At 70.3% G+C, this 25,682-nt stretch carries 18 protein-coding genes; 10 read left to right on the top strand and 8 right to left on the bottom strand.

All coding sequences use genetic code 11. The features are described from left to right. The first annotated feature begins 1 nt into the window (after window position 1). From OG746_RS18765 to OG746_RS18730, 8 genes are all read left to right on the top strand, one after another. Window positions 2-1,612 carry a glycosyltransferase family 2 protein gene (locus OG746_RS18765; RefSeq protein ID WP_266715935.1) on the top strand — a complete coding sequence of 537 codons (1,611 nt, stop codon included), beginning with the start codon at window positions 2-4 and terminating at the stop codon, window positions 1,610-1,612. Between the two features lie 2 nt (window positions 1,613-1,614). Next, complete coding sequence (locus OG746_RS18760) at window positions 1,615-3,840, top strand: CDP-glycerol glycerophosphotransferase family protein (RefSeq protein ID WP_266715934.1); 2,226 nt, start codon at window positions 1,615-1,617, stop codon at window positions 3,838-3,840. Continuing rightward, window positions 3,833-5,866, top strand: a complete 2,034-nt coding sequence (locus tag OG746_RS18755) for a glycosyltransferase family 2 protein (RefSeq protein ID WP_266715933.1) — start codon at window positions 3,833-3,835, stop codon at window positions 5,864-5,866. Before OG746_RS18760 ends, OG746_RS18755 begins: the two co-directional genes overlap by 8 nt. A 142-nt stretch (window positions 5,867-6,008) precedes the next feature. Beyond that, window positions 6,009-7,508 (top strand): bifunctional cytidylyltransferase/SDR family oxidoreductase, encoded by a 1,500-nt coding sequence (locus OG746_RS18750; protein ID WP_266715932.1) that lies wholly within the window; start codon window positions 6,009-6,011, stop codon window positions 7,506-7,508. Window positions 7,509-7,537: 29 nt separating this feature from the next. Beyond that, a complete protein-coding gene (locus OG746_RS18745; protein ID WP_266715931.1) occupies window positions 7,538-8,353 on the top strand; it encodes a rhamnogalacturonan acetylesterase in 816 nt (271 codons plus the stop codon). Between the two features lie 2 nt (window positions 8,354-8,355). Beyond that, a complete protein-coding gene (locus tag OG746_RS18740; protein WP_266715930.1) occupies window positions 8,356-9,165 on the top strand; it encodes an Ig-like domain-containing protein in 810 nt (269 codons plus the stop codon). Between the two features lie 13 nt (window positions 9,166-9,178). Continuing rightward, window positions 9,179-10,786 carry a glycosyltransferase family 2 protein gene (locus tag OG746_RS18735; RefSeq protein ID WP_266715929.1) on the top strand — a complete coding sequence of 536 codons (1,608 nt, stop codon included), beginning with the start codon at window positions 9,179-9,181 and terminating at the stop codon, window positions 10,784-10,786. Between the two features lie 165 nt (window positions 10,787-10,951). Beyond that, window positions 10,952-13,486, top strand: a complete 2,535-nt coding sequence (locus tag OG746_RS18730; protein WP_266715928.1) for a DUF7927 domain-containing protein — start codon at window positions 10,952-10,954, stop codon at window positions 13,484-13,486. A 176-nt stretch (window positions 13,487-13,662) separates the two neighbouring features. Here OG746_RS18730 and OG746_RS18725 read toward each other — a convergent pair whose 3' ends face one another. Next, the gene (locus OG746_RS18725; protein ID WP_266715927.1) at window positions 13,663-14,886 is read right to left on the bottom strand and encodes a macrolide family glycosyltransferase; all 1,224 of its coding nucleotides are present in this window, start codon (window positions 14,884-14,886) and stop codon (window positions 13,663-13,665) included. A 73-nt stretch (window positions 14,887-14,959) separates the two neighbouring features. On the opposite strand from OG746_RS18725, the gene aac(6') reads away from it, so the two are divergent. Beyond that, window positions 14,960-15,433 (top strand): aminoglycoside 6'-N-acetyltransferase, encoded by a 474-nt coding sequence (aac(6'), locus tag OG746_RS18720; protein WP_266715926.1) that lies wholly within the window; start codon window positions 14,960-14,962, stop codon window positions 15,431-15,433. Here the strand turns inward: aac(6') and OG746_RS18715 are convergent. Genes OG746_RS18715 through OG746_RS18705 form a run of 3 tightly spaced genes read right to left on the bottom strand, consistent with a single transcriptional unit; the run spans window position 15,402 to window position 19,724 of the window. Continuing rightward, the gene (locus OG746_RS18715; protein WP_266715925.1) at window positions 15,402-16,286 is read right to left on the bottom strand and encodes a hypothetical protein; all 885 of its coding nucleotides are present in this window, start codon (window positions 16,284-16,286) and stop codon (window positions 15,402-15,404) included. The genes aac(6') and OG746_RS18715 overlap by 32 nt on opposite strands. Then, the gene (locus OG746_RS18710; RefSeq protein WP_266715924.1) at window positions 16,286-16,741 is read right to left on the bottom strand and encodes a hypothetical protein; all 456 of its coding nucleotides are present in this window, start codon (window positions 16,739-16,741) and stop codon (window positions 16,286-16,288) included. Before OG746_RS18710 ends, OG746_RS18715 begins: the two co-directional genes overlap by 1 nt. Before the next feature lie 13 nt (window positions 16,742-16,754). Next, entirely contained in the window at window positions 16,755-19,724 is a 2,970-nt protein-coding gene (locus tag OG746_RS18705) for a CHAT domain-containing protein (RefSeq protein WP_266715923.1), read from the bottom strand. 201 nt (window positions 19,725-19,925) lie between these two features. On the opposite strand from OG746_RS18705, the gene OG746_RS18700 reads away from it, so the two are divergent. Next, window positions 19,926-20,759: a PIG-L family deacetylase gene (locus tag OG746_RS18700; RefSeq protein WP_266715922.1), complete on the top strand. Its 834-nt coding sequence runs from the start codon at window positions 19,926-19,928 to the stop codon at window positions 20,757-20,759. Between the two features lie 47 nt (window positions 20,760-20,806). Here the strand turns inward: OG746_RS18700 and OG746_RS18695 are convergent, their stop codons facing one another. From OG746_RS18695 to OG746_RS18680, 4 genes are all read right to left on the bottom strand, one after another. Then, window positions 20,807-22,165 (bottom strand): MFS transporter, encoded by a 1,359-nt coding sequence (locus OG746_RS18695; RefSeq protein WP_323179629.1) that lies wholly within the window; start codon window positions 22,163-22,165, stop codon window positions 20,807-20,809. Beyond that, window positions 22,162-23,829 (bottom strand): AMP-binding protein, encoded by a 1,668-nt coding sequence (locus OG746_RS18690; protein WP_266715921.1) that lies wholly within the window; start codon window positions 23,827-23,829, stop codon window positions 22,162-22,164. Before OG746_RS18690 ends, OG746_RS18695 begins: the two co-directional genes overlap by 4 nt. 97 nt (window positions 23,830-23,926) lie before the next feature. Then, a complete protein-coding gene (locus OG746_RS18685; RefSeq protein ID WP_266715920.1) occupies window positions 23,927-24,814 on the bottom strand; it encodes an alpha/beta fold hydrolase in 888 nt (295 codons plus the stop codon). Next, window positions 24,811-25,677 (bottom strand): MaoC/PaaZ C-terminal domain-containing protein, encoded by an 867-nt coding sequence (locus OG746_RS18680; RefSeq protein WP_266715919.1) that lies wholly within the window; start codon window positions 25,675-25,677, stop codon window positions 24,811-24,813. The genes OG746_RS18685 and OG746_RS18680 overlap by 4 nt, the downstream gene beginning before the upstream one ends. Window positions 25,678-25,682 lie beyond the last annotated feature (5 nt).

The raw sequence follows: 25,682 nt of genomic DNA, 5'->3' as shown, positions 1-25,682 counted from the left end.
CATGCGTACCGAGACCGTGTCCGGCGGTCCACGCCCGGCGGATGTCAGCGTTCTGCTCGCGGTCCGGAACGGCATGCCCGAGCTCGGCACGTGTCTCAAGTCGCTGGGCCGGCAGACCCTGGCTTCCGAGCGCATGGAAGTGATCGTCGTGGACGACGCGTCCACCGACGCGAGCGCCGGGGAGGCGGAGGCCTTCGCGTCCGGAGCGGGGTGTCCCGTCAGGGTCGTCCGCCGCGAAACGGCCGCCGCCGTCCCCGGACTCGTACGCAATCAGGCACTCGCCCAGGCCACCGGACGGTACGTGCTGTTCCTCGGAAGCGCGGACCGTCTCGGCGACGAGGCTCTGGAGCGCATGCTCGCCACGGCGGACCGCGACGACAGCGACGTCGTCGTGGGCAAGGTCGTGGGGGGCGGTCTTCGCGGGTTCGAGAAGCAGGCGTTCAAGGCCAAGCCGGGCGAGGAAGGGGCGCGCGCCCAGGCCCTGCGACACCTCGGGGTCATGAAACTCTTCCGCCGCGAACTGCTGTCCCGAAACGACATCCGCTTCGACGCGTCGCTGTGCGGTGGGGACGACGTCGTCTTCGTGACACAGGCCGTGGCCGCCGCCGACCGGGTCTCCTTCGTGTCCGACTACGTCTGCTGCCGCATCGGGCAGGCTCGCGAGCCGGAGGACGGAGTCGTGCCGTACGCGTGCGACTGCGCGGAACGGTCGCTCCCCTTCTTCCGGGCCGCCGCGGCGGTGGCGAAGCGGGCCCGGAGCCAGGTCGAGACCGAGCGGATGCTGTCGGTCCTGCTCGCGCACCACATCGACGAGATGCTCTCGGTCGTCGACTCCGACGCTTCGTACAACGAACGACAGTCCGCGGTCCTCGAGATGCAGCGCATGCGCCAGGCGTACTGGACCAACGGGGTCGGCAGGAGAGTGGGCCTCTATCCCGGCCTGTGCTCGTTCGCCGCCGCCCGCGGGCTCTTCGACGAGGTCTGCTACCTGGCGGTCAACCGCCGCTTCTCCCACCGTGCCCGGACCGTGGTGGAGGGGAACCGCGTCTACCGCGCGTTCCCGTTCTTCCGGGCCCACCGCGGTCCCGGGAACCTCCTGCCCGACCACGTCTTCGAATGCACCGACCGCCTCAGGGCCAGGGGCGAACTGCTCCAGGCCGTGTTGTCGGGACCGACCAAGGTGGTGCTCTCCGGATTCGGTTACGTGGGGTCCCTGGACAGCTCCAAGTGCACGGTCACCCTGCACCTGCGCAGGCGCGGCGGCGGAGGAGCCCTGGTGCTCCCGGTCGAACCGTCCCCCACACCGTTCCTGACGCGCGAGCGCGGTGACGGCGTGCACGACTACGACGACGCCGGCTGGCGCGCCGAAGTGGACTTCGACCGGGTCGACTGGTCCCGGAAGAAGCACGGTCCGTGGGACTTCTGGGTCATCGTGTCCTCGGCCGGGATGGCCAAGGAGGCACGGCTGAAGGCTCCGGCGAGCGTCGGGAGGGCCCTGGACAACGGCCTTTTCACGGGCAACGACTCGACGCGGGTGCGGGTGTACCGGACCCCTGGCGGCTATCTGGCCTGCGAGATCTCCGCGGCCGCTGGCGGCGGGGGGTCTCGATGACGGTGCCCGGCACACGATCCGCGGAGGGGACGGCGACCGATCCCGAGGAGGACGAGGGGCAGGGGCAGGAGGCCGCCGCGTCCCCGGGGCGTCGGCTGCGGCACGCGCTGCGCTTGTCCGGCCGGTGGCTCATGGCGAACACCCTGCTGCTGGCCCTGCTCGGCGCTTACGTGGCCATGGCCTACGGCGTCGCCACGCTGTCCAAATGGTTCTTCGCGACCGGCATCGTCGTCAGCTACGGCGTCGATCTCGCCCTGCCGTACGTCAAGTCCAACGCTCTGTCGCTGCTGCGCAAGAACCGCTTCGGGCTCACGATGCGTTTCCTCATCCGCCAGCTTCTGCTCATCGGGTTCTTCGGTGAGCTGCCACTCTTTCCCCGCCATGCCACCGCGATCCTGGCCTGCGGGTTCATCTACCTCTTTGTTTTCCTGGTGCTGTACGGGCTGCCTCTGGAGACCGCGAAACGGAAACACCGGATGATCCCGGTGACCGTACGGACCCTGGACCTCGGCGAGGCCATCCCGCCACCGCTCCCCCGCAACCTCGTCTACCGGAGCTACGTCCGCAAGATTCTGTATCTCGACGTCCTGATCTCCGCGGGCGCCACGGGGGCGATCGTCACCGACCAAGTGGCTTTCCTGTACGGGGGAATCGGGGCGCTGGTTCTTGTTTCGTTCGTCGCCATGACCGTCATGCTGCCGCAGGCGGCTCGGGCGCACCGGGTGCCCGAGCGCGAGGATTCGCTCGCCGCGGTCAACCGGGCTCTCGGATACGCCGGTCCCGAGGTGGTCGTGTACTTCAGTTTCGCCTCGGCCACGAGCGACTTCATGTACCAGGTCAACATGTGGCTGCCGGTCCTGAAGAGCACCCGCAGAAGCTGTCTGGTCGTACTGCGTGAACGCCGCTCGATGGAACTCCTCGCCCCCACCGACATTCCCGCCATTTGCGTGCCGAAGGCGGATGACCTGGGCGAGATCGAGCTCCCGCACGCGCGGGTCGTGCTCTATCCCGGAAATGCCGGAAAGAACGTGCACATGCTGGGGCGTGCCGAAATGAAGCATGTCTTCGTCGGCCATGGCGACAGCGACAAGCTCGCCTCCAGCAACCGGGTCAGCAAGACGTACGACGAGATCTGGGTGGCCGGCCAGGCGGGCCGGGAACGGTACCGCCGCCTGCGCGGCTCCATACCCGACGAGGCCATCGTGGAGGTCGGCCTGCCGCAGCTCGACGAGGTCGAACCCGCCGCTCCGCAGGCCAAGGAGCACCCGGCCGTCCTGTACGCGCCGACGTGGGAGGGCTGGACCCGGGAAGGGGACTACAGCTCGGTCCCGGACCTCGGCGTCCGCATCATCACCGAACTGCTCCGGCTGAACCCGGAGGGCCGCATCGTCTACCGGCCCCACCCGATGCTCGGCTATCGCTCCCCGGAAGCGGCCGAGGAGCACCGCAAGATTCTGGCGATCCTGGAAGAGGACAACAAACGGCGGCTCACCGAGAACCCCGGACTCGTGGCGGATGCGACGGTCCTCAAGGAAATGGCCGCGCTGGAGGAACGAATGGCGGAACTCCAGGACCGCAGCCGCGACTCACCCGCGTACCACCTGACCGAACAGGAGCGGGTGGTACGCCAGGAATTCGCCATCTCCCGCTGGTACGAGCTCTTCCCGATGGTCAACAGCCCGCGCCTGCACTTCCACAGCACGGGACGGCTGCCGGGCCTGTTCGCCGTGTTCAATGCGGTCGACGGAATGATCAGCGACATTTCCAGTGTGGTGTCCGACTTCCTGGCCAGCGGAAAGCCGTACTCGCTGTCGAACCCGCGCGACCTTTCGGTGGCCGAGCTGACGGAACAGGTGTCCGTGGCGGGCGCCGCGTATCTCGTGCCCGTGGGCGAGGATCTGGCGGTGGGTGACTTCCTGGAGGCCGTACGGGCCGCGGGCGACGACCGGCTCGCGCAGCGCCGCCGCGTTCTGCGGACATTCGTCCTGGGCGGGCCCGAGGCCCAGAAGCGCTTCACGTACGCGGTGGACGATCTGTACGAGCGGGGAATCAGGACGTTCCCGGCCGGCGAGGTCCCGGTGCCGACGGTGGCCACGCCCTTCAATCAGGAGGACACCGAGCAAGAGGACGTTCCACCGGAGATCCAAGAAGAAATCCCGCCGGACATCCAGGAAGAAATCGAATCAATGCCCACCGCGACACGGGAAGGGGATCTCGGCAATGGTTGACATCAGCGTCATCGTTCCGGTGTACAACGCGGAAACCACCATTGAGCGGTGCATCACCTCCGTGGTGCGGCAGAGCATCGGGGTGGACAGGATCGAGCTCATCGTCGTCGACGACGGTTCCATCGACGCCACCCCTACGGAGCTGAGCAGGCTCGCCGCGCTGCACCCCGTGCTGACCGTGCTGACGATCGACCACCGGGGAAAGCCCGCGGCTGCGCGGAACACCGGGATCGAACACGCCCGCGGCCGATTCCTGTACTTCCTCGACGCGGACGACTGGCTCGGCGAGGAAACGCTGGAACGCACACTCACCCTCGCGGAGCGCGGCGGCGCGGACATCGTCCTGGGGAAGATCGTGGGCGTCGGCGGCCGCAGGCCCGCCACGTCGATGTTCCGGGAGACCGTGACCCTCGGGAACATCTTCGACACGTACGCCTATCGGAACCAGGTCGTCTTCAAGCTCTTCCGACGCGAGTTGATCGACCGGCTCGACCTCCGTTTCGACGAAGAGGCCGGTTACGGCGAGGACATCATCTTCGTGTCGACCGCCTACCTGGCGGCCCGCGATTCCATCGGCATCGTGTCGGACTACGACTGCTACTACTGGACCCGGGCCCAGGGTGACCAGCAGGAGCTGTCCCGTACGTACCAGGCGCCGGAGCGCGTCACCAACATCATCGAGCCCGTCCGGCAGATCCAGGAAGCCGACCTGGACCCGGACCAGCGGGACGCCATGATGTCGCGGCACTTCAAGGACGTGGTCGGCTTTCTGCGTCGCTGGGTGGGGGTGCAGGGCGTACCGGCCTCGGAGGCGGCGTTCGACCGTATCGCCACGGTGATCTCCCCTGTCCTCACCGATGGGGCGCTGCTGCACTGCGATCCGTTCGAGCGGCTGTCGGTCGTGCTCCTCACGAAGCACCGCCGAGATCTCCTCTCCGAGCTCTACACCACGGATCTCGTCTCCCACCGCCCGGCGCAGGCGAAGTTCTCGTCGGGCGGACGGTTCTACGCCGATCTGCCGTATCTGCGCGACGCCGAGGCCGCAGTTCCCGACCTGGTCTACGACGTCACGGACTCGCTCGAGGCCTCCGCCGCGCTGGAATCCGCCTTCCACGACGAGGGCGACTTCGCTCTCACCGGCCGCACGGAGGTGCCGGGCCTGCCGATCCGGGACATGGAATTCCACCTGCTGCTGACGCGACGGGACAGCACCGAGGAGGTCGAGCTCCCCCTCACCCCACTCTCGTACGCCGCCTTCGACCTGATGACCTGGCGCGCGCGAATCCCTCTGACCACCTGCAACGAGGGGTCGATCCTGACGCCCGGGGTCTGGGACGTCTCCCTCGTGGGCCGCCTCGGGGAGGCCACCGTCCGGGGCCGGCTGCACGGCGGCGACCTGGGCAGCCATCGAGTCCCCACCCCCGTCTTCGCGGAGCCCCTGCCCGGATACGGCATGTACGAGGCGGAGATGTACGCGACCTCGCGCGCCCACTACGTCGCCATCGGTGTCGCGGGCCGCCACCGGACGCCGGCCAGGGCCTTCCTGGCCGGCGTGACCTGGAAGGACGACTCCGCGCAGCTCGTCGGAGGTGGCTGGAGCGGCCGGGACAGCACGATGCCGCTGACCGCGAGCGTGGTGCTCTCGGAGCGCGGCACACGCCGGGAGATCGAGCTCCCCACCACCGTCACGGACTTCCCGCCCCTCCTGGACCCCCCGGCCGCCCGCGCCCCGCAGAGTCCCGACGGAGGAGCGGACCGGCCCGCGACGGAGACCCCCTGGGCGCCCCCGGTACCCGACTGGGCCATCGGGTTCACGGCCACGTTCACCGCCGAGCTGCGCGAGGGCCTCGACGGCACGTGGGACTGCTATCTCAGACTGCGGCGCGGCAGGGACCTGCGTGACATCCGCGTCGCGGCACCCACGTACGCGGTCTCCGCCGATCTCCAGCCCTTGACCCGTAAGGCGAAGGCGCTGCACTGCAGCCCGTACGTCACGGACAAGCGCAATGTGAGCCTCCGACTGTGAACCAGCACCACCGTCAGCAGACCCTAAATGCCCGGTTTGACGGGTTAGTTCCAGTTGATGCAGCCTGAGTACATTCGACGATCAGACGGCCGACGACACCCGCAGTGACGCAACGCCTACCACTTGCAGTCTGGGGAACGACGTGAATCAGCAGCACGAAAGCGAACAGCAGACCGGCCGTACCGTCGCCGTCATTCTCGCTGGAGGCACGGGCACCCGGGTCGGCCTCGCCGTGCCGAAGCAGCTGGTGAAGATCGCAGGCAAGACGATCATCGAGCACACCCTGGACATCTTCGAGCGAGCGCCGGGCGTCGACGAAATCGTCGTCCTCATGACGAGCGATTTCGTCCCCACGCTGCAGAAGATCGTGGACGCCGCCGGATACACCAAGGTGAGCCGCGTGATAGCGGGCGGAACCTCCCGCAACGAGACCACACGACGCGCCCTCGGAGCCCTGGGGGCCCAGGCCGGCACTCCCCCCGAGGACAACATGAAGGTCCTCTTCCACGACTCGGTGCGCCCCCTCCTCTCCCAGCGGATCGTCGCCGACTGCATCGCCGCCCTGGACCGCTACGACGCGGTGGACGTCGCCATCCCCTCCGCGGACACCATCGCGCACTGCCGCACCCACGGCACCGACGGCGAGTTCATCACCTCGATCCCCGACCGCACCCGGCTCCGCCGTGGCCAGACACCCCAGGGCTTCCGCCTCGCGACGCTCTGGCAGGCCTACGAGAAGGCCTCCGGCGACCCCAACTTCGAGGGCACCGACGACTGCTCCATCGTGCTGCGCTACCTCCCCGACGTGCCGGTGCACGTCGTACGCGGAGAAGAGCAGAACATGAAGGTCACCCACCCCGTCGATGTGTTCCTCACCGACAAGCTGTTCCAGCTCTCCTCCAGCGTCGCTCCCGAGGCCCTGGAAGAGGAGGAGTACCGCAAGCGCCTCGACGGCCGCACCGTTGTGATCTTCGGCGCGAGCTACGGCATCGGGGCGGACATCGCCGACATCGCCCGCAGCCACGGCGCGAAGGTCTTCGCCAACAGCCGCTCGGGAACCGGCACTTACGTCGAGCACCCCGAGCACATCGAACGCGCGCTGACCGAGGCGTACGAGGAGACGGGACGCGTCGACTACGTCGTCAACACCGCGGGCGTGCTCCGCATCGGCAAACTCGCGGAGAGCAGCACGGAGACCATCGAAGAGGCCACGGCGGTGAACTACCTGGCCCCCGTGCACATGGCCCGCTTCGCCCACCGCTACCTGGCCGAGACCAAGGGCCAGCTCCTCCTCTACACCTCCAGCAGCTACACCCGGGGCCGCGGCTCGTACAGCCTCTACTCCTCCGCCAAGGCCGCCACCGTCAACCTCACCCAGGCCCTCGCCGACGAATGGGCCCCCGACGGCATCCGCGTCAACTGCATCAACCCGGAACGCACGGCGACCCCGATGCGCACCAACGCCTTCGGCGACGAACCCTCCTCCTCCCTCCTCACCTCCGAGGCGGTGGCCCAGTCCTCGGTCGACGTCCTGGTGTCACCACTGACCGGCCACGTCATCGACATCCGCCGCCAGGACCCGACACTCAACACGGTGGGCGACGACTTCTACGCGGCGTTGGTGGCCGGGCTCGAGGAGTAGGCGAGGCCTCGGACGTCCGGAAGAGCGATATGAGCAGCCCCCAGCCACAGGCTTCGAACCACGCCCCGCGCGTCTTCGTCGCCGGCGATTCCACCGCTGTCACACGCCCGAACACCCATCTGCCCATGACCGGCTGGGCGCAGGCACTGCATCTCTTCCTCGCCGACGAGGTGGAGGTCGTCAACTGTGCCCGCGCGCGGTCGAGTTCGAAGAGCTTCCGGGAGCGCGGCCGACTGCGGTGGATCCTCGAACAGCTCGCTCCCGGGGACTACTTCATCGTCGGCTTCGGCCAGATCGACTGGAAGCCGGACCCGGGCCTGCACACCGAGCCGTTCGACGACTTCCAGGAGCACCTGCGCGCCTACATCTGCGGCACCCGGGACGCCCAGGCACATCCGGTGATCCTGCTGCCCTACGAGCGGCGCCGGGTGGACCGCCACTCCAATGTCTCCCGCTTCCTCGGTGACTACCCGCTGGCCATGCGGGAGTTGGCCCGCGAGGAGCACGTTCCCGTCGTCGACCTGTACGGGCAGAGCGTCGCCTGGTGGGAGGAGCTGGGGCCCGAGGACTCGAAGCGGGCCTTCACCTATCTGCGTCCGGGGGAGCCTCTGATGGGGGTCGTCCTGGACGCCGACAATGTGCACGTGCGGCCCGAGGGTGCCATCGAGTGCGCCCGCTTCGTCGCCCGCAGCCTCCTCGAACAAGAAGTGCTCCCCGCCCACCTTGTGCAGGACCTCGGCCGCCGCACGTTCTCGTACGAGGAGCTGGGCTGGCTGGACGAGGCCACGTACGACCGGCTGACCAAGGAGCGGGTCTCGCGCCGGCCCGCCCCGGAAGGGCACTGACGATGCCTCACGAACTGTGCCGGGGCCGGGTCACGGGACACTCCACCGCCGACGGGGTCGTGTCCGCCGCGGTCTTCTCCTCGTCGGATCCGGAGCTCGGCGTCCGGCCGGGCGAGGAGCTCCATCTGACGCTCTCCGTGTCCTGCGACGAGCACGCGCACCTGGGGTTCGGTTACCTGCTGGCGAACTCGCTCGACGGGGTGGCGACCGTGGCCGGGTTGCAGGACGTCGAGTACTTTCCGCAGCAGGGCTGGTACCGGGTCCGCGCCGAGCGGCAGCAGACCGCCACCGGAAGCGTCACCGTACGGATCGACGACCGGCCGAAGACCCCGCGCCTGCGTCCTGTCCTCGCCGCGACGCTCCGGCTGCCCACCACCGGGGAGCGGATCCGCGTCAAGCGGCTGACCCACGCCGCGCTGCCGATCCGGGCAGCCGACGTCCGCGGCCTGCGCCTCACGACCGACATCGGCGCACCCGTGTCCGTACACCCCTGGGACAGCCGCCCGGACGCGGGTTCCGTGCTGTCGGTGACCCAGCCCGCGCACGGCGTCGTCGAGCACCCGGGAGACGACTGGATCCACTACCGGCCCACGCCCGAGTTCACGGGCTACGACCGGTTCACATACACGGCCGTGGACGCGAACGGCATTACGGCGACCGCCCCGGTCAACGTCTTCGTGGGGGAGCTGGGCCCGACGCCCGGTGTCTTCCCCGTCGAACCACCGGCACCCGCCTTCACTCCCTGGCAGTGGCCCGAACTCACTGGGAGCCTGCCCTGGCCCGGCATCCCGACCAAGGCATCGCACGGCTGAGGAGCCGCACCCCATGAACGCCAACTCCGCTCCCCCTGTGTCGCTCCCGGACGCGACCGTCGCACTCCGGGTGCAGAACCAGGACGGCCGGCTCGGCGCGTGCCTGGACTCGCTGTTCGCGCAGACCTTGGGGACGGACCGGATGCAGATCGTCGCCGTCGACGACGGTTCGTCGGACTCCAGTGGCAGCCTGCTGCGGGAGCTGTCCGCCGACCGGCCGGAGCTGCTCACCGTGGAGCTGCCGCGGCGCGGCGCCACACCCGCCGAGGCCCGCAACGCGGCCATCGAGCACACCCGGGGCCGATACGTGATCTTCCTTGACGCCTCCGACCAGTTGGCCCCCGACGCCCTGGAGCGCATGGTCCGGGCGGCAGACCGCAACGAGGCCGATGTCGTGCTCGGCAAGCCCGCCGCACTGGGCAAGCGATCCGTACCGACGTCGATGTTCCGCAAGAGCAGCACCTACGCCGCCCCTCTGACCAGCAGGGTCTACTGGACCCTCACGCCGGACAAGCTGTTCCGCACCGAGCTGCTTCGCCGGGCCGGTCTCAGCTTCCCCACCGACCTGCGGTTCGGTGAGGACCAGCCGTTCACCGCCGCCGCCTACCTCGCCGCCGACGCGGTGTCCGTCGTGGCGGACGGTCCGTGCGTCCTCAAGGGCTCCCCCGCGCCGCCGGCCGCACCGGTCGGGCCGTCCGACCGGTGCGGCCTGGCCGAGCGGATGATGTCGATGGTCCACTCCCTCGTCCCGGAGGGGCCGGGCCGCGATCGGCTCCTTTCCCGCCACCTGGAAGTGGAACTCGGCAAGGCGACCGGTGCCGCCCTGCTCGGCAGCGACTCCCCCGAAGAGCGACGGCAGACCCTCACGCATGCCGAGTCACTGCTCAACTCCCTTGCCACACCGGGATCGTTGGCCCTGCTGCCACGGCCGCTCGCCGTCCGGTACGCACTGCTCGCCGGGGGCCACCACGAGCACGCGGTACGGATGGCCGAATACTCCGCCGCGGCCGACCGCCCCACGCCGAAGAAGGTGGTGGACGGCGGCAGGGTGTTCGCCGCTCTGCCGTACTTCCGCGATCCCGCTGTGGAGCTTCCCGACTCCGTTTTCGACATCACCGACCAGATGAAGGTGATGATGGAGCTTCAGACGCTCCGGTGGAGCGGGTCGATCCTGCACCTGGAAGGCTTCGCCTTCTTCGACCAGCTGAGCACCGCGAGCCGCCGAACCCATGTCCTCCTGAGACACCGCGACACCGGGACGGAGGAGCGTTACTCCGTCACCGCCCACCGGGACGACAAGCTCGTCAATTCCAAGGGCCGCCCCCGCGCCATGGGCCGGTTCGCCGCACGCGTCAATCTCGCGCAGAGCTCCGACGGCTGGCCGCTCGCGCCCGGCATCTGGGACGTCCTGCTCTCGGTGAGCTTCGAGGGCGTCACCAGGGAAGTCCCGCTGGGCGCGCGGCGCGCCGCTTCGGTGGATGTCGTCTCGCGCCTGCCGCAGGCCCTGGGAGACTCGCCGCGCACCGAAGACCACCAGCTGGTGGCCGTACCGGCATACACGGAGAAGGGTCACCTGATCCTGGAGATCTCGGAACGGCTGCCGCTCCCGCAGCTGGACTGAGGCAGCGGCCGACCCGGCCGGAGCACACGCCGGCGGCATACGCATATGCCTTATATAAGTCCATATAGGTAAAACCGACCGCGTCAGGCGTTGCCGTACCAAACTTCCCCGCCGGCGCACGTCACCCTTCCAACGGACACACCCGTCTCTGGAGGAAGGGCGCCGATGGACCGCAGCAGACGACCGGCCTGGGGGGTGAGGCTGCGGCGGCTCACCCCCGCACTGGCCGTGACCCTCGGCACGGCGATGGGAACGGCCGTCGCGCTCCCGGCCCTGGCCGAAGCACCGTCAGCCACCGCACAGCCGCCGGAGCACACTCGGGCGGCCGCCGCCGCCCAACCGGGAGTTCCCGAGGACCCGACCGTCGTGTACGACGAGGACTTCGAGAACAATCCGGCCCCGCAGCCCATCAAGCTGACCGACTACACCGGTGGCGCCGCGGCCCAGGGGATGACCTACACGGCGGACGACGCCTGGCTGAACAACTGCAACGGCTGGGTCCTCGACAAGACGGACTCGGACGGCTTCGCCCCCGGCATCCAGGAGTGCGCCGCCAACACCACCAACTGGAACAACCTGCGCAACATCACCGACGCCATCGGGATGTACAACGGCACGGGCAACCCGCCGGACAACCACGCGGTAGCGGCGTACACGTCGGCGGATCCCGGCGCCGACAAGGTGGAGTTCGAAACCGAGCGCCAGATCCCGCTGACCTCGAGAAACCGGTTCCTCACCGCTTCGGTGACCTCGGGTGCATCCGCCTGCTCGGTCTCGGCGCCCGAACTGAACTTCTTCCTGCTCGACGGGGGCACCTCCTACCCGGTCTCCGACAAGCCGATCAATCCCTGCACCGACCCCCAGGCGACGACGTACCCGGCGTCCGAAACCGGCTTCGCCAAAGACATCAACGTCGTGAACAACAGGGCCGACGCCCCGATGATCTACCCCGGCGCCAGCCTGGGCATCCGCATGACGAACGCGAACGGCAGCTACAGCGGCAACGACGCCGCCTTCGACGACATCAAGATCGAGGACGTCACCCCGCACGTCGAGAAGTCGTTCAGCCCGGACGCGGTCGCCGTCGGAGGTACGTCGAAGCTGACGTTCACCGTCACGAACACGTCGGACCTCATGAAGAAGGAGGGCTGGTCGTTCACCGACGACCTGCCCGCCGGGCTGACCGTCGCCGACCCCGCCGGCACCGCGACGACCTGCTCCAACGGCGCGGTCGACACGTCCGCCGGCAGCGGCACCGTGGACTTGAAGGGTGACCTGAAGGAAGGTCAGACCTCCTGCACGCTCAGCGTCGATGTCACCTCCGACCAGGCCGGCTCGTACGAGAACTGCGCCGAGAGCAACATGGCCAACCTGCAAGGTGTGAACCCGCAGGGCTGCGCCCTCGTTGTGTTCGACAAGCCCAGCTACACCCTGTCCAAGACGTCGACCCCGGCCGACGGCAGCACGCTCTCCCAGGGCGACACGGTCGAGTACTCGGTGAAGGTGGAGAACACCGGCGACGTGCCGGTCGACGCCACCGCCAACGACGATCTGAGCGATGTCCTGGACGACGCGAAGTACAACGGGGACGCGAAGGCCAGTACCGGTGATGTGTCGTACGACGACCCGAACCTGAAGTGGTCCGGGACCCTCGATCCCGGTGAGACGGCGACCATCACCTATTCGGTCACCGTCGAGGCCTCGGACGGGAGCAACGCCCACCTGGGCAACGCGGTGACGGGCAACGACTACTCGAACTGCGACACCGGCACGGAAGACGGCTGCAACGACCAGCACGACGTCATGGACCTGGACATCACCAAGTCCGCCGACACCGCCACGGCCAAGGCCGGCGACAAGGTCACGTACACGGTGAAGGTCACCAACCACAGCGCCGACGACGTCAGTGGCGCCGAGGTCAGCGACGATCTGAGCGGGGTTCTCGACGACGCCACGTACAACGGGGACGCCACGGCCTCCTCCGGTTCGGTGTCGTACAACGATCCGAACCTGAAGTGGTCCGGTGACATCCCGGCCGGCGAGACGGTGACGATCACGTACTCCGCCACGGTCAACAGCCCGGACAAGGGCGATCACCAGCTGACCAACACGGTCACAGGACCCGGCGACTCGAACTGCGCGAAGGGTTCGAACGACACGGACTGCCAGACCCTCGTCCCGGTCGCTGAGCTCCAGATCGCCAAGACCTCCGACGCCGACAAGGTCAAGCCCGGTGACAAGGTCACGTACACGGTGACGGTCAAGAACGTCGGCGAGGCCGACTACGACAGCGCCACGCTCACCGACGACATGTCGAACGCGCTCGACGACGCCGTCTACAACGGCGACGCCACCACCGACACCGGTGACGTCTCCTACGACTCGCCGAACCTCACCTGGTCCGGCGACCTGCCCTCCGGTCAGACCGCGACGCTGACCTACTCGATGACCGTCAAGGACCCGATCACCGGCAACGGCACACTCGCCAATGCGGTGGTCGGCCCCGACGGCTCGAACTGCGCGGCCGGTTCGGACGACCCCGCCTGCGGCACCAGCGCCGAGGTCACCCCCGACAACTCGGGCGGCGAACTCCCGGACACCGGCCCTTCGACCGGCACGTTGATCGCGGCGCTGGCGTCCGTGTTCCTGCTGGGGCTCGGTGTGCTGCTGACGACGGCTGTGCGTCGGTCGCGGAAGTGATCACGGCTTTCACCGGCTTACGGCGACAACCGACAGCCGATAGCCGATAGCCGATAGCCGATAGCCGATAGCCGAACAGCGTCGTACGACGTCGGTGGGGCCGCCCTCTTTCCGGAGGGCGGCCCCACCGACGTATGCGGAGACACCTGGGCGTCGGCACAGGCGCGGCGCCGCTGTCAGCAGTCCTCCAACACTCCTTGGATCAACTCCGCAGCCCGCCCCGCCCCTCCCTCCGCATGGAACCGCCGCCCCATCCCCGCGGCCGCCCCGCTCATCCCCGCATCTCCCAACACCCGCTCCACCGACGCCCGCAGCGCAGCGGCCGGTACAGGGCGGTGGGACAGGGGCTGGCGGAGGACCACCGCCGCGCCGCGTTCCGCGACGGCCCGGGCGATCAGCAGTTGTTCCACCTGTTGCGGGACGACCACCAGAGGTACCCCGCAGTGGAGGGATTCGAGCGCGCTGTTCATGCCGCCGTGGGTGACGAACACCGATGCCTCGCGCAGGACCGCGAGTTGAGGGACCGTACGGCGGGCGAGGGTGTTCGGCGGTGTGGGCCCCAGGTCGGCCGGGTCGACTCCACTGCCGGTGGCGAGGACCACGCGGACGGGGAGGTCTCCGAGCGCGGCGCAGCAGGTACGGAAGAAGGACGCGCCGCCGTCGTGCAACGTCCCCAGCGAGACCAGGACGACCGGCTGTCCGCCCGACAGATGGGCGGAGAGCTCGGGGTCCAGCGGTGTGGATACGGCGTCCGGGGTGGTGGTCGGGCCGGTGAAACGGCAGCTGGAGTCCAGGCGCGGGTCGGGTGACTGGAGTTCCTCGGGGATCGGGAACAGCGTGAGGTCGCCGCGCAGCGGCAGCATCGGCGAGGGCGGGACGGCGGCCGTTCCGAACTCCTTGACCAGCGCGCGCCGGGCCCGCAGCGCGGCGGGCATGTCGCGCAGGGTCGGGCCGACGGCCGTCAGGTTCTCCCGCACCGTGAGGGCCTTCAACGCACCCGCCCCGACGAGGAACGTCGTCATGAAGGAGACCGTGGGCAGGCCCAGGGTGGTTGCGGCCAGCCGGCCCCAGAGCGCGTTTGAGTCGTGCATAAGTGCTGATGGGCCCAGCGATCTCGCCTGTTCGACGACGAACGGGACGAGCGCCGAACACGCCCTCAGGACCTTCACCACCACCCCCACACTGCTGCCGGCCCTGGTGGCCTCCGCGATGTCACGGGACGTCAGCACACCCTCGGGGTAGGGCACGAATCCCGCACCCGTGCCCCGGATGCGGTCCTCGAACTCGGTGTCGCACAGGTACACGACGTCGACGCCCGCGCCGACGAGCTCGGTGACGACGGGAAGGGTGGGATTGACGTGTCCCGCGGCCGGCATGCCCGCGATCAGCAGAGTGGTCATGGAATCGACCATAGACATGGACACCGTGAGACACCGTGGTCCGCTAGACCGGCGTCAAGGGATGATGAGGGGCATGGAGTTGAGCGGGGACAAGGTTCTTCTGCGGCCAGTGGCCGGCGGCGAGGCGGAGATTCTTGCCGGGATCGTGCGCGAACCGGAGGTCGCGGCATGGTGGCCGCCCCCGGACGACTACGAGGGCATGCTCGTCGTTGTCCACGAGGGGGAGGTCATCGGCGCGATCCAGTTCGACGAAGAGAACGACCCGGAGTTCCGCCGCGCCGGCATCGACATCTTTCTGACGGCGCGGCAGCACGGGAAGGGGCTGGGGACCGACGCGGTGCGCACGCTGGCCAGGTGGCTGGTGCGGGAGCGCGGTCATCACCGGCTGACCATTGATCCCGCCGCGGCCAACACCGTCGCGATCCGCAGTTACCGCAAGGTCGGCTTCAAGCCCGTGGGGGTCATGCGGGCGTACTGGCGCAATCATCGGACGGGTCTCTGGGAGGACGGGCTGCTCATGGATCTGCTGGCCGAGGAGTTGACCTGACCGGCTCGGTCCGGGGCAGCGGCAGGTACGCACCCTTCGCCAGGATGCGGTCGATCTCGCGCCCCTCGGTCACGGTCACCCGCTTGTGCGGGAGGGGCACGCCCACCATGTGTGCCAGGCGGCGGAGTTGGAGGTCCACGGCCGCTTCGCAGGCGAGGCAGAAGTCGTCGGCTCCGCGGCGACCCTGGGACCAGCCGAGAAGGACCAGGGCGAGGGCGACGGCCGCGGCCGGCCACCAGAACAGCGCGAGCGCGGCGTAGGGCAGCGCCCAGGCGACGCGGACCGTGGCGGCGGCGTACTCGTCCCACGCCGCCGTGACGATCTTGGGGCTCCGCAGGTCGTGGAGTTGCCACAGCCGGGGCCACACCCTGGCGAGCGAGATGCCGTACTGCGCGGCGATCCGCTCGTCCACCAGGGCGAAACGGTCACCGATCCAGGTGGCACGGGAGGGCAGATAGCGCTCGGGCACGGCGTAGCCGCCCTGCCGGGCCGCGTCCAGCGCCATCCGTCGGCGGCGTTGCGTGCCAGGGGTCATGACGCGGCGCAGGGCGTTGGAACGTCCCGTCCAGAGTCGGTGCACGGCGAGGCTCAACTCCCGTACGAGGAGCGCCGTTACGACGACTCCGCCGATGAGCAGGCAGGCGGCCACCGCCCCCTTGGTGCTCGTGGCGGTGTCGCCGAGCGCGTCCAGGCGTCGTACGAGGATGTCGACGTCGAGTGCGTGGGCCGCGCCGGAGGGTGCCATCGCCCAGGCGACGAGCACGGCCGCCGCGAACGGCACGCCGGGCAGGATCAGGAAGGCGAACCAGCGATCGGCGATGCGTTTGCCCAGCTCCGTGAGGATGCCGTCCATCAGCCACCGTCCCGCGGAGGCATGAGCGCCCCGTCGATGTGGCAGCGCGGCTCGGAGGCGTCCGCGTTGCGCCCCCGGGCGGGGCAGCGGCCGCTCGGGCAGCGGAACCACTCGACGACGGGCCGCTCCTGCCAGGAGTCCGCGGCCGGGAGCCCCGAGGAACGGTGGCCGTCGCGCCGGAGGTCGAGCGCGCGGAGCGCCTCGGCGGCGGACTTGCCCGCACGGACCTCGGCGACCTCCCGGTCCAGCGCGGCCCGCCACGCGAACCGGTCGGCCTTCTCCCGCAGTTCGGGCAGGTGGGCGCAGAGCCACGCCAGAGCGGCTTGGTCCGTGTCGACGGTGCCTGTCGCCTCGGCGGAGCCTGTCCCGGAGGCGGCGCCTGTCCCGTCGGCGGCGGCGCGGGCGGCCGTGTTGTCCGGCCTGCGGTGCCAGGGCCAGCGGTCGCGGATGGGCATGGGTGGCGCTCCTCTAGGGTCCGATGTGCAGCAGGGAGGACCAGACGTCCACGTTGCGTGGGGCGGCCTGGCGCAGGGTCTGTGCCGCGTTGTGCACGGCCTGGGCGGCGAGCCTGCTGTCGGGCGGGCCGTGCTCGGTGAGCGTCCGGTACACCTCGCGCGCGGCGTCGAGCGCCCTGTCGCTGTCGACCTCCCACAGGGTGCCCACCACGTGCGTGTACGACTGCAGGTGGAGGAGGGCGGCGAGGTGGATCGCCTCGTCGTACGCGCGCGGGTCAGGGGCGGCGGTGCTGCACGCCGACAGATAGCAGAACTCGGCGCTGGGAAGACCGAGGTCGGCCAGCTGGTCGAGGGAGACCACGCCGTCGGCCACGGCCAGTCCTGCGGCGTCGGCGTGGCAGGCGAAGTGCGCCCAGCGGGCGTCGCGCAGCCGCGTGAGGACGTCGTCGACGTGTGCGGGGTCGAGCGGCACCGCGTCGGGGAAGTGGCGCAGGAACTCGGCGGATTCCTGGGCCACTTGCGGCAGATCGGGCCGGTCGGGGGTCTGCGGTGCGGCGACGACGAGCCGGCCGCGGGCCGTCACGGTGCGCTCGGCGGACCGCAGGAGCGCGCCGATGGTGGGGGTGTAGGAGGAGACGACCTCGTCGAGCAGGGCGGGGCCATCGGGATCGACGGGACCGCCGGGACCGCCGGGACCGCCGGGACCGCCGGGACCGCCGGGACCGCCGGGGCCACCGTGCTGTCCGGCCGCGTGGATCGGCAGGGCGGTGAAGGGGCCGGTGGGGCACCACCAGATCCGCCGGTCGGCCTTGAGGTGGGGCGTCAGGGCCGCCAGTACGGGCACGGCGAGGTCGGCCCACAGTCGTGGCGCGATGACGTTGAGCATGGCCTGGTGGCGGCCGTCCGGATCGACGGACTGCCGGGCCCACTCGACGAGTTCGTCGTGGTCGAGCCGGTCGAGCGGCACGAGGAGGGGTTCGTCCCGGTCGGCCAGCAGGATGATGGCGTCGCAGCGCAGCGGGCCGGCGTTGAGCACCACGACGGGGCCGTGCACCGCGACCCTCGCCAGCTCCCGGTAGCCGGCCCGCTCCGACTCCCTTAGTTGAGCGGCGAGTTGCTCCCACTCCCGGCCGAGACGGATACGCCGCTCCACGTCGGCGCCCGTCCGGCCGTCGGGGCGCCCGCCCGCCTCGTCGCCGGGCATGTCGAGCTCGGCACGGATCTCGGCGAGGCGGCGCGCCAGGTCGGGATCCGCGGCGCGAGCGGCCTCAACTCCCGTACGCAGCCGGGCCAGTTGGCCCCACATGACGGCTCGGCCGTACTCCAGGACCTCGACCGCGTACGTCACCCGGCCCTCGGCGATCGCGGCCGCGGCGGCGGCCGTCGACACCCCCTGCCAGCGGCTGAGCAGCCACCGCTGGTCGTCGCGGCGCAGCCCGATCCAGGCCATCTGCGGCAGGAGTTCGGCCGCCGCCCCGTACCCCTCGACCGACAGCGGTCCTCCGGCGCCGAGTTCACCGAGGCCGACGGCGGCGGCCAGCCGGGTCTGCAACGGCGACGAGGAGTCGCCTACCGCCTCGCGCAAGCACTGCGCGGCCGCGTCGCGCTCGCCCGATACGTCCAGCGCGCGGGCCCTGACCGTCAGGCACACGGCGTGCAGCGGGTGGCCGGGGCCACGCTCCGCCACCAGACGGTCCGCCAACTCCCGTGCCTCGTCGAGGTCTTGACGGTCGCCATCCCGGTCGAACCGTTCGAGCAGCGCCTCGACCGTGCCCGGGTCGGGGTCCCCGCTCCGCCCCTCCCCCACGGCCGCCGCCAGCGCCGCCGGGTCGGCCGTGGCGCGATATCTGATCAGCTCCAGCTCGACGAGGCGGGCCCGCGCCCTGGCCGGATCCCGGTCGGACACCTGCCTGACCAGGGCGAGGGCCCGTTCGAGGTCGGCACGGTCCGCACGCAGCTCGTAGCGGTCCTTGAGTGCCCAGGCCAGTGTCAGGAAGACGACGGGCCAGTCGGTCAACGTGAGCCAGAACCAGCGGTGCGGCTTTGCGGCGAGAGGGGCGAGGACGTCGATCGCCCGGTCCAGGTTGACCGCGGCCCCGGTCCACTCGTAGCGGAGGATGAAGGCCCGAGCCACGTTCACCTCCGCCGCGGGCCGCCCCACCGTGAACAGGACCCGGTCCATCACGTGCCGCGGAGAAGCCTCCAGAGCCGCCGGGCCGTCGCGCAGCAGATCGTCCAGCACGGTGTCGCTGCCCTGGTCCGCCAGCAGGTCGATGGACGCCTCCGCGCGCACAAGACCTGCCAGGGAATCGAAGTCGCGCACGGTGTCCGTCCGGAACACCTCGGCCCGCCGCGCCACGTCGCGCAGGGCGTCCTGCCGCCCGGCACCGGGCCCCGAGGACGCGTTCTTGGCCCGGAACAGGCGGAGTAGCAGCACCATCGTCCCGATGCCCCGAACAACGAGCCACGGCACGTACACCAGCATGGCGACCGCCAGCACGGACCCCATGGTGACACCGAGGAAGACCGCGGTCGGCGGATCCCGGAGGACAGCGGCGATGACATCGCCCTGAGCCAGGTAGGGCACGGCGAGCAGCACCGTCCAGACCCCCAGGACGCCCAGCGTGTTCAGCGGACGCCGCACGGACTCGCGCCAGGTGTACCCCACCAACTGCCGATGCTCGATGGTCCAGTTGACCGCCAGCACGAGGCCCGCCAGACAGCCCACTCCCAGGAGCAGGAACACGTAGGGCATCAGCGGTGAGTCGGGCGCGTACCGATGCAGCTGCCCCGTGTCCAGGTCGAGCCAGCCGCCTCGGGCCGGATCGAAGAGGGCGTTGCGCTCGGCGTCGTAGACGGACGTGTCGTGCGGCCCGGACCGGAACAGCCGGTGCCGCGCCACGCGCTGTCCCCACACCCCACCCAGCACTGCGGCACCCGCAGCCAAAACCCCCACGGCGATCAGCCGCTTCCCCCTTGCCACGGGAGGGATGATACGGCGCGGGCAAGGGATCCGTTGGCACAGTTGAAACAACAGGTCAGGGACAAATGAAACAACCGGTCGGGAACAAATCGGTCACCCCGGGAACAGCCGACTCGTCCCGCGCGGTTGCATCTGCCGAGGGCGCGGCACGACTGCCGCCGCGCCCTCCTACCAGACATGTTTTCGCAGGAGGCCCCTTTCATGTCCGACCGACCCTTGACGCTCATGACCGTGCACGCCCACCCCGACGACGAGGCCACCAGCACCGGAGGGGTCCTCGCGCGATATGCGGCGGAAGGCATCCGCACGGTGCTCGTGACCTGTACCGACGGCGGTTGCGGTGACGGGCCGGGAGGCGTCAAGCCCGGCGAACCCGGGCACGATCCGGTGGCCGTCGCCAAGATGCGCCGCCAGGAGCTCGAGACGAGCTGCGAGGTCCTGAAGATCAGCGACCTGGAGACGCTGGACTACGCCGACTCCGGGATGATCGGCTGGCCGAGCAATGACGCGCCCGGATCCTTCTGGCGGACCCCCGTGGAGGAGGGCGCCGCCCGTCTCGCGGAGCTCATGCGCCACTACCGCCCCGATGTGGTCGTCACCTACGACGAGAACGGTTTCTACGGCCACCCCGACCACATTCAGGCCCACCGCATCACGATGGCGGCGGTGGAGATGACCGACCTGACACCGAAGGTGTACTGGACGACGATGCCCCACTCGGGCATGCAGCGGTTCGGCGAGATCATGCGCGAGTTCAATGAGGACATGCCGGAGCCGGACCCGGCCGAGGCCGCCGCACTGGCCGACATCGGCCTTCCCGATGACGAGATCACGACGTGGGTCGACACCACCGCGTTCAGCGACCAGAAGTTCGACTCCCTGGCCGCGCACGCCAGCCAGGGCGAGAACATCTTCTTCCTCAAGATGGGCAAGGAGCGGTTCGGCGAGCTGATGGGCCTGGAGACCTTCGTCCGCGTCAAGGACACGACCGGGGCGGCCCTGCCCGAGAAGGACCTCTTCGCCGGACTGCGCTGATCCGCCCGTCCGGGCGGAGCCCGAAGGCGCCGCCCGGACCGTTGTCCTCAGCTCCCGGACGGCTCCGCCACCTGCGAGCCCCCGGGCACCTCCGCCCCGTCGCGGGTCCCCGCCGCGTACAGGTCGCGGCGGAAGGACTCCCGGATCGTATAGACCGCGATGAAGGTCAGGACGGAGAGCAGGAGGATGTACGCGGAGACCGACCAGGAGGAGCCCGTCGCGGCCAGCATCGCGGTCATCAGGAACGGGGCGAGGCCGCCGGCGAGCACCGAGGCGGTCTGGTAGCCGAGGGACGCGCCGGAGTAGCGCACCTCCGCGGGGAACATCTCGGCGTACAGCGCGGCCTGCGGACCGTACATGGTGGCGTGGATCGTGAAGCCGATCAGCAGGGACAGGAAGGTCAGCGGCGCCGATCCCGTGTCGATCAGCCAGAACAGGGGGAAGGCGAAGAGGCCCATGAGCGCCGCGCCCGTGAGGTAGAGCTTGCGGCGGGACCAGCGGTCCGAGAGCGCCCCGAAGAGCGGGATCGTGACGATCTGCGTGGCGCCGGCGCCGAGGACGCAGAGCAGCGTGGTGGTGCGGGAGAGCCCGGCGTGGGTGGTGCCGTAGTCGAGCATGCCGCTGATCAGGATGTAGAACGTGGCGTTCACGACGAAGAAGGCGCCGGACGCCTGGAGGATGGCCCGCCAGTGGTGCCGTACGGCCTGGCGCAGTGGGGACTTTTGGGCCCCGGCGGTGTGCTCGGCCTGCGCCGACCGGTCGCGCATGGCCCGGAAGACCGGCGAGTCCTCGATCTTCAGCTGAACGTAGAGGCCGACGGCGACCAGGGCGAGGCCGGTGACGAAGGGGATCCGCCAGCCCCAGCTGGTGAACGCCGAGTCGGACAGGGTCGCGGTGAGCAGCAGGAAGACGGCGTTGCCCGCGACCGCGCCGATGATGGCGCCGGTCTGGACGAGGCTGCCGTAGAAGCCGCGCCGTTCCACGGGTGCGTGCTCGGTGAGGAGCAGCGCGGCGCCGCCCCACTGGGCGCCGACGCCGAGCCCCTGGATCAGGCGGAGGAACACGAGCAGGACGGGTGCCCAGGTGCCGACGGTGGCGTACGTGGGGAGCACGCCGACGCCGAACGTCGCGACACCCATCACCACGAGCGCCCCCACCAGCGGCGGTTTGCGCCCGAACCGGTCGCCGAGGTGGCCTGCGACGATCCCGCCGAGCGGCCGCGCGACGAAGCCCACGGCGAAGGTCGCGAAGGAGGCCAGGGTTCCGGCGATGTCGCTGAAGGACGGGAAGAAGAGGTCCCCGAGGACGAGCGCCGCGGCGGTGGCGTAGATGAGAAAGTCGAACCACTCCAGCGCCGTGGAGAGGACGGCCGCGCCCGCGAGTCGGCGCATTCCGTTGCTGGTCACCGCTGTTCGCCTCCTGTCAGGAGCTGCTGGGCGCGTTCGCGGAGCGCGGCGGCCCGGATCTTGGTGCCGTTCGTGCCCGAGGTGGTGGGCATGCGGTCCAGTACGTGCACGGCCGCCGGGACCTTGAAGCGGGCCAGGCCCTGCGCACACCACTCCCGGAGCCCCTCGGGCCCGGTGGGTGTGTCGAGGACGACGAAGGCGACGGCCTGCGGGGCGCCGTCCTCGCCGCGCGCGCCGACGACCTTCGCGGTCCGTACGGCGGTGTGTGCGGCAAGACGCTGCTCGATCTCCGCCGGGTCGACGAGGAAGCCGCGCAGCCGCAGCACGTCGCCCATCCGGCACACGTACTCGACGGCCCCGTCCTCCGCGAGCGTCGCCAGGTCCCCGGTGCGGAACCATCCGTCGGCGGTGAAGGCGCGCTCGGCGGCCTCCGGGTCACCCAGGTAGGCATCGACCACGTTGGGGCCGCGCAGCTGCAACTCGCCCTGGGCGCCGGGCCGTACGGGGTCGTCCGTCTCCGGGTCGACGACCCGTACGGCGATGTCCGGTGACACCGGACGGCCGCCGCCGAGCCAGCGGCGCGGCGCGGGTTCGCCGGGCGGCCAGCACAGGGCGAGGGCGAAGACCTCCGAGGAGCCGTACACACCGGAGGTGTGAGTCCCGAACTCCTTCTGCGCCCAGGCCGCGATGTCACGGGTGCGGCCGAGGAAGTCGGCCATGCCGAGCCAGCGCAGGCCGGAGAGGTCCCGCGGTGCGCGCCGCCAGGCCTCGACGAGCCGGGAGACCATGTCGTCGCCGCCCACGAGATGGGTCACCCCGTGCCGGGCGAGACCAGCGAGGGCCGTGTCCTCCTGGAAGACCGGTTCGAGGAGGCAGGCGGCGCCTCCTGCGATCGCGGCCATGGCGGTGGTGAAGCCGAAGGTGCCGGAGAGCGGGAGGATGCAGCCGACGACGTCGCCGTCCTCGATGCCGAGGGCTCGGGCGTCGGCCTCCGCGTGGGCGACGACGGCGGACTCGCGGTGCGCGGCGAGTTTGGGTCGGCCCGTGGAGCCGGAGGTGGTGAAGGCGACGGTGAGTTCGTCTCCGGTGGGCGGGGGCACGGCAGTGGTGTGTCCGGTGGACGCGGGGGTGCCTTCGGTGTGCGCGGGCGCCGCAGTGGTGTCTTCGGCGGTACGAGGTGTCCAGGCGCCGGCGCCCATGTCGTACGCGGAGGGGTCGGCCGGCGGGTCGGTGTCAGGGCCCGGGACGACGGCGACCACGGGGGTGGGCGCGGTGGTGCGGGGCAGGGCGCGGCGGAGGATGCCGGCCAGGTCGAGGCCGTGGAAGTCGTGTGCGAGGGCGAGGACCTTGGGCCGGGCCCGGTCGAGTACGTGCACCAACTCGTCGACGTTGTAACGGGTGTTGACCCCGATGACGTGCGCTCCGAGGCCGGCGGCGGCGAACTGCCAGGCCAGTGCGGACGACCAGTTCGGCAGCCAGACCGCCACGCAGTCGCCCCGGCCGACACCGACGTCGGCGAGTTCCGTACGGAGCCGGGCGGCGCGCACCTGGAACTCCCGGCGGGTGACGGCCGCCCGCTCGCCGCCGGCCCCCGCGTCGATGGCGAATACGGCGTCGGGGTCGCGGTCCACGAGTCCGGACAGGAGGTCGGTGAGGGTGGTCATCGGAGTCCTTTCACCGTGCGGGTGGGCAAGACGGTGTTCCCGTGGTCGAAGAGTCCGGCAGGGCGCGGCGCGGCCGGGGCGCAGTGCGGGGCGGGGCTCAGCCGGCCGCGGCGCGGTCCCGGGACAGCTGCCGCAGCCAGCCGTCGAGGAGGCCGGCGAAGCCGTCGACCTCCTCCATCGGGTAGTGGCCGACGCCCGGCAGCAGCGCGTACTGTCCGTGCGGAAGCGCCTCGGCCGTCCGCCGCACCTGTTCGAGGTCGAGCCACAAGTCGTCCTGGCCCGCGACCAGTTGGACCGGGCAGGTCGCGGATTCCAGTGCGTCCCGTACGTCGTGCGTGCCCCAGCCGATCAGGTCGGCACTGGAGACGGCGGGATCCTCGCGACGGTGCATGGTGGCGATGAGTTCGGCCGTGGCGGGCGGCACGGCGGAGCCGACGACGGCGAGGGTGCCGAGGTAGGTCCGGTCGGAGCGGCTGGGCGCGGCCAGATCCTGCAGTTCGCGGCGGAGCCCTGCCACGTTGACGCGTCCGGGACCGGCCTCGGCGGCCAGGGCGACGGCCCCCGCCAGCTCGTCCCCCGCCCGTACCGCCAGCTCGAGGGCGATCTTGCCGCCGATGGAACAGCCGACGACGTACGGGCGCTCCAACTCGAGGGCGCTGATGAGCCATTGACACCATTGCGCGTACTGGGTCAGGTCCTCGACCGGGCCGCTCCGGGCGGGCTCGGAGCGGCCGTGGCCGGGCAGATCCGGGACGATCACGCGGTAGCCGAGTGCGGCGAGCTCCTCGGTGGTGCGGCGCCACTGCACACCACTCTGCCCGGCGGTGTGCAGGCAGAGCACCGGGGCGCCCTCCCGAGGCAGCTCGGTGCCTGACGGGTCGACGCCTGACTGCTCGCCACCTGCCTTTTCGAGGTACGCCTGCTCGACGTAGCCGAACGCTCCGTCGATCTCCAGGTAGCGGGCTTCGTGCCGGATGCGGGTCATGCGCGCGCCTCCTCGGCCAGCGTCCGTGCCGCGTCCGTGATGAGGTGCAGGACCTTGGTCAGGCGCAGGTACTCATAGGCGTCGCCGGTGGCGTGGAACTGCCCGCGCATCATGCGCGCGACGAGGTCGTTGCGTTCCCCGGTGAGCAGTTCGGCCCAGGTCAGCTCGTCGGCGGCGAGGGTGAAGGTCGGCCCGTGCGGGGTGCGGCGGGCGACGTCGATGATGCGGCCGAGGTAGACGCGCAGCTGCACCTCGTTGTCTCCCGCCCTGAGACCGATGGCGCCGTCCCATGTGGCGGTCGCGGCGGCGAACTGGTCGTCCTGGGACAGGAGTTCCGCGACAGCGCTCCCCCACTCAACGGTTCCGGGTGCGAGGGATGCCGGGTCGGGACCGGTTCCGCGGGCGTGCACCAGGACGGCGCTGGTGCCCTCCTGGACGCGTTCGCCCCGCTGATTCTCGAGGACCACGTGCCGGTGGACCACGCCCTGGTGAGGGTCGGACGTGCGGCGACAGCGCGTGATGGTGAGGGTGCACTGGAGGGTGTCGCCGACGTACGAGGGCTTCAGGTAGCGCCAGTTGGTGTCGAGCAGGGCGATGACGGACTCCCCTGCGAGGCCCATGTCGTGGAGGAATCCCAGGAAGGCCGCGATACCGAACGGCCCGTGCAGTATCGGCCGTTCGAAGCGTGTCCGTGCCGCCCACTCGGGGTCGGTGTGCAACGGGTGTCTGTCGCCGCTGAGTTCGGTGAACGCCGCGAGGTCGTCGGCGGTGATCCGGCGTGCGGTACTGGTCCAGCGCTGCCCGGGGCGGAAGTCCTCGAAGTACAGGGACTGCGTTCGGACCGCCGATTGCGATGCCGCCATGCGAC

Origin of the sequence: Streptomyces sp. NBC_01016, from assembly GCF_026341035.1 — a bacterium.
Classification (GTDB): domain Bacteria; phylum Actinomycetota; class Actinomycetes; order Streptomycetales; family Streptomycetaceae; genus Streptomyces.
This window is presented reverse-complemented; position numbering and strand designations above follow the sequence as displayed.